4 protein-coding genes and 1 pseudogene are annotated in these 4,945 nt (G+C 68.2%); all 5 read left to right on the top strand.

Annotation, left to right across the window (positions count from 1 at the left end; genetic code table 11):
* Nucleotides 1-82, top strand: a pseudogene (locus CCN51_RS53090) (roadblock/LC7 domain-containing protein); the annotation flags it as partial.
* A gap of 103 nt (nucleotides 83-185) precedes the next feature.
* Nucleotides 186-596 (top strand): DUF742 domain-containing protein, encoded by a 411-nt coding sequence (locus CCN51_RS07940; protein WP_043486671.1) that lies wholly within the window; start codon nucleotides 186-188, stop codon nucleotides 594-596.
* On the top strand, nucleotides 577-1,164 hold the full coding sequence (locus CCN51_RS07935) for a GTP-binding protein (RefSeq protein ID WP_086859406.1): 588 nt from the start codon (nucleotides 577-579) through the stop codon (nucleotides 1,162-1,164). The genes CCN51_RS07940 and CCN51_RS07935 overlap by 20 nt, the downstream gene beginning before the upstream one ends.
* A gap of 349 nt (nucleotides 1,165-1,513) precedes the next feature.
* Nucleotides 1,514-4,582: a nitrate- and nitrite sensing domain-containing protein gene (locus CCN51_RS07930; RefSeq protein WP_014176117.1), complete on the top strand. Its 3,069-nt coding sequence runs from the start codon at nucleotides 1,514-1,516 to the stop codon at nucleotides 4,580-4,582.
* 1 nt (nucleotide 4,583) lies between these two features.
* On the top strand, nucleotides 4,584-4,945 hold a 362-nt coding region (locus tag CCN51_RS07925), incomplete at its 3' end, for a roadblock/LC7 domain-containing protein (RefSeq protein ID WP_086859397.1).

Below are 4,945 nucleotides of genomic sequence, written 5' to 3'. Positions count from 1 at the left end.
GATGGCCCTGCTCGTCGACCGGACAGGCAGTGTCCTCACCCCGGACCTGCGCGCCGAACTGCAAGGCAGCCTGCTGAACTGACCGACCACCCGCCGCCCACCCGCTCGGCTGACAGGCCGAACGCCCCCCAAACGGCACCGACCGACGGCGACACCGTCACCTTCCTGTCCCGACCGGAGGACCCATGACCCCGCCCCCTGCCTCGCCCGGCCCGTACGGCGGCCATCATCATTCGCCGTACGGGAGTGAAGGCGACCAGCCGTTGGTGCGCCCGTACGCGATGACCGGTGGCCGGACCCGGCCTCGCTACCAGCTCGCCATCGAGGCGCTGGTCTCCACCACGGCGGACCCCGCGCATCTGCAGGGGCTGCTCCCCGAGCACCAGCGGATCTGCCATCTGTGCCGGGAGGTCAAGTCGGTCGCCGAGGTGTCCGCACTGCTCAACATGCCGCTGGGGGTGGCCCGGATCCTGGTCGCCGACCTGGCCGAGGCGGGGATGGTGGCGATCCATCAGCCCGGCGGTAACTCGGACGCGGGCGGGACCCCGGATGTGACACTGCTCGAAAGGGTACTCAGTGGACTTCGCAAGCTCTAGCGGCGGCGCTCCGCCGGCCCGTGCGACCACTTCGGCGAAGATCGTGGTGGCGGGCGGCTTCGGCGTGGGCAAGACCACGTTCGTCGGCGCGGTCTCGGAGATCAACCCGCTGCGCACCGAAGCCGTGATGACCTCCGCCTCGGCCGGGATCGACGATCTGAGCCATGTGCAGGACAAGACCACGACGACCGTGGCGATGGACTTCGGCCGCATCACGCTGGACGACGACCTGATCCTGTATCTGTTCGGCACGCCCGGACAGGACCGGTTCTGGTTCATGTGGGACGACCTGGTCCGCGGCGCCATCGGCGCCGTCGTCCTCGTCGACACCCGCCGCCTCTCCGACTGCTTCCCCGCCGTCGACTACTTCGAGAACTCCGGGCTCCCCTTCGTCATCGCCCTCAACGGCTTCGAGGGACACCAGCCCTACACCCCCGAAGAGGTGCGGGAAGCACTCCAGATCGGCCCGGACACCCCGATCATCATCACCGACGCCCGCCATCGCAGCGAGGCCAAGAGCGCGCTTATCACACTCGTGGAGCATGCCCTGATGGCTCGGCTGAAGTAGGCGTAAAATCCCGGCAGTTGTCCGAGATCCGTTGACCGGAGCGGGCTGTGTCTTATGACACGGCCCGCTCGGGCGTTCATAACGTTTCGACAGAGAAATACATGGGATTCAATACGGAGCGCGTTCGGACAGCTCCGTTGCGCGCTCAATTAGTTCGCCGTTTGACATGTCTCACCCGTAACGCCCCTTTTATCTCTGGTCCAGACAACTGGTCGGATGGTTTGCCGACTGTTTGGAAAGCACCGACGCAACATGCTGGAATTCGCTGAACTGGGCGGTACGGGCTCAGCTGGGAACGGCACGACACAGGTGCCGACGCCGAGAGGTTGTTGGTCGAGTGAGGCGAAGCATGCCGGACTCCGCGAAACAGGTGCGGGGGAACTTCACCCCGCCGCCGCGCACAGCGGCGCCACCCGCCGGTGCGACGGCGCCCCCTGTCGCGACCGGCGGGCGTCTGTCGCCGCGGAACTGGCGGGTGCCGGCCCGCCTGAACGCGATCATGCTCATACCCGTCCTGGTCGCCCTGCTCTTCGGCGGCTTCCGCGTGCAGTCCTCCGTTTCCACCTGGAACGCGGCCGAGGACGCCGAGCGCACCGCCCGGCTGGTCCGCGCGGCCGCGTCCTACAGCCACGCTCTGGTGGACGAGCGCGACCGCACCGCGGTTCCACTGCTCACCGGCTCCGCCGAGGACGAGGTCAAAAAGGCGCGGGCGGCGACCGACGCCGCGAAGGCCGAGTTCGACAAGTACGCCAAGAACATGCCGAACACCGCGAGCCTCAAGCGCCGCCTCAAGGCTTTTCAGGCGGTGGAGCCGCAGCTGGCCAATCTGCGCCGCTACGCCTACACCGACCGGCTGAACGGGGTGAAGACCGAAGAGGGCTATGTCGCGGTCGAGCACTCACTGTTGGAGTTCGCAAACGAACTCGGTCTGGGCACCAGCAACATCACCTCCTACGGCCGCACCGTTTACGCGGTCTCGCTGGCCAAGGGAGCTGAATCGCTCCAACGCTCCATTGGCAGCCATCTGCTGGTCAAACCCGGCCCCTCGGCCGCCGACCGCAAGATCCAGCTCACCGCCTTCGGCTCGTACGTCTACCTGGAGAACATCGCCCTCACCGAGTTCCAGTCGGCCGGCCTTCCCGAGGACGTGGCCCGGCTGAAGCAGGCCATGGCCGCGGGGCAGAAGAAGGCCGAGGAGCAGGTCAAGGAGGCCCGGCGGAAGGCCGCCGCCGAGGACCGGCAGTTCGTGGTCCCGCCCTCGATGGAGCAGATGATCCAGGGCATCGGCGACGGCGGAAAGCCGGCCGACCTCAAGGAGCGCGGCATCACCGCGGAATCGTGGTTCGCCGCCTCCACGGCCAAGTTCGACGCCTACCGCCAGATCGAGAAGGACCTCGTCGACAAGGCGGTGAACGAGGCTTCGCAAATCTCCGCGAACGCAAAGCGCGACGCGTTTGTGAACTCCGCCATCGTGCTGCTCGCCCTCCTGCTGGCCTTCGTCGTGGCGGGCCGGATGGCCCGCTCCATGAGCCGCAGCATGCGACAGCTGCGCAACACCGCCTTCGACGTCGCCGAGCAGCGGCTGCCCATGCTCGTCGACCAGCTCTCCCAGGCCGATCCGGGCCGGATCGAAACCCGGGTGCCCCCGATCCCGATCACCACGCGGGACGAGATCGGCGAGGTGGCCCGGGCCTTCGACCAAGTGCATCGCGAGGCGATCCGGCTCGCGGCCGAACAGGCGATGCTGCGCGGCAACGTCAACGCGATCTTCACCAACCTTTCCAGCCGCAACCAGGGCCTTATCGAGCGCCAGCTCACGCTGATCTCCGAGCTGGAGAACCGCGAGGCCGACCCGGACCAGCTCGAGCACCTTTTCCGGCTGGACCACCTGGCTACCCGTATGCGGCGCAACGGCGAGAACCTGCTGATCCTCGCGGGCGAGGAGCCGGGCCGCCGCTGGAACCAGCCGGTGCCGCTGATCGACGTGTTGCGCGCCGCCTCCTCCGAGGTGGAGTCGTACGAGCGGATCGAGCTGGCCGGCGTCCCGGAGACCGAGATCCACGGCAACGCCGTGACCGACCTGGTGCATCTGCTCGCGGAGCTGCTGGAGAACGCCACCACCTTCTCCTCGCCGCACACGAAGGTGCGGGTGACCGCCACCCGGCTGCCCGACGGCCGCGTCATGATCGAGATCCATGACAAGGGCATCGGTCTGACCGCCGAGGACTTCGCGGACATCAACCACAAGCTGGCCAATCCGCCCACCGTCGACGCCGCTGTCTCGCAGCGCATGGGCCTGTACGTGGTCGGCCGCCTCGCCGACCGGCACCACATCCGGTGCCAGCTGCGCCCGTCGGGCGAGCAGGCGGGCACCACCTCGCTGGTGATGCTGCCGGACGCGATCACGCACGGCGGAGGCGGCGAGGAGCTGCCCGGGAACCAGGACTTCACGGTCTCCCCCCGGATCGGCCAGGAACAGGCCCAGCAGGCGCCACAGGTCCCGCAGGTCCAGCAGCCGCCGCAGGCCGTCCCCCAGGCTCCGCAGGCCGTCCCCCAGGCCCTTCAGCCCCCTGTGGCGCCGCAGGCCATCCAGGAAGAAGTCCCCGCGCCGCGCACGGCCGCCGACTACGGGTTCGACGACTCGGCATACGGCGGCGATCCGCTGTTCGGGCCGATGGCACAAACCGGGGCATCCGCCCCCTCGGCGCCGACCGGACCGGCCATGCCGTTCCCGTCTTCTGCGGCGTATTCCGAACCGGAATCGGAATACAGGGCTCCGACGGAATCCGGACCGCCGCCGTACGCTGACTTCACTTCCTCTTCCCACCAGGGAAATTGGAGCGACACTGGTTCGTTTGAGTCGCCCTTTGGATCAAACTACGCAGCACAAACGGAATCTGCGCCAAGCGCTCCCGAAGTTGCCTCGGAAAGCGTAGAGTTCCACCGTCCGGGGCCCTCCCCGAGCACCACCAGCTCCCTGACCGACGCCGGTCTTCCCCGCCGCGAGAAGCAGTGGCAGCCGTCGGAGGACTCAGGGACCCAGCAGCCGACCGCGGAACCGGCGGCGCCCGCGGCGCCGGAGCTGCCCGGTCAGGACTCGGGGGAGCACACTTTCCCGGACACCTTCACGTGGCACCCGGAGAACGACCAGCGCTGGCACCGAGCCGAACAGCTGCGTGAGCCGAAGGCCGGCGGGATCACCTCTTCCGGTCTGCCCCGGCGAGTGCCCAAGGCCAACCTGGTCGAGGGCACCGCGGAGTCGACCGGAGCGGGCGGCCCCCAGGTCTCCCGCGCGCCGGAGGACATCCGCGGCAGGTTGAGCAACCTGCGCCGCGGCGTCCAGAAGGGGCGCCAACAGCGTGACCAGCATGACCAACAGGGCTACGGCCCCGGCAGCAGCTACGATCAGGAGCGTTAGTGTGAGCCCGATGAGCCAGGCGGCGCAGAACCTGAACTGGTTGATCACCAACTTCGTGGACAACACCCCCGGGGTGTCGCACACGGTGGTGGTCTCCGCCGACGGACTCCTTCTGGCGATGTCCGAAGGCTTTCCCCGTGACCGAGCCGATCAGCTGGCGGCGGTCGCCTCCGGCCTGACCTCGCTCACCGCCGGAGCCTCCCGCATCTTCGAAGGCGGCGCGGTCAACCAGACCGTCGTCGAGATGGAACGAGGCTTCCTGTTCATCATGTCCATCTCCGACGGCTCCTCCCTGGCCGTACTCGCCCACCCCGAGTGCGACATCGGCCTCGTCGGCTACGAGATGGCCCTGCTCGTCGACCG

The sequence above is a fragment of the Streptomyces milbemycinicus genome (genome assembly GCF_002154605.1).
GTDB classification, from domain to species: domain Bacteria; phylum Actinomycetota; class Actinomycetes; order Streptomycetales; family Streptomycetaceae; genus Streptomyces; species Streptomyces milbemycinicus.
Note: the sequence above shows the minus strand (reverse complement) of the source record. Positions and strands in the feature narration are given on the sequence as shown.

What these genes read in the sequence shown, in the direction of transcription:
- CCN51_RS07940 (WP_043486671.1), top strand. Translation starts at nt 186, where the DNA reads ATGACCCCGCCCCCTGCCTCGCCCGGCCCGTACGGCGGCCATCATCAT.
- CCN51_RS07930 (WP_014176117.1), top strand. Translation starts at nt 1,514, where the DNA reads ATGCCGGACTCCGCGAAACAGGTGCGGGGGAACTTCACCCCGCCGCCG.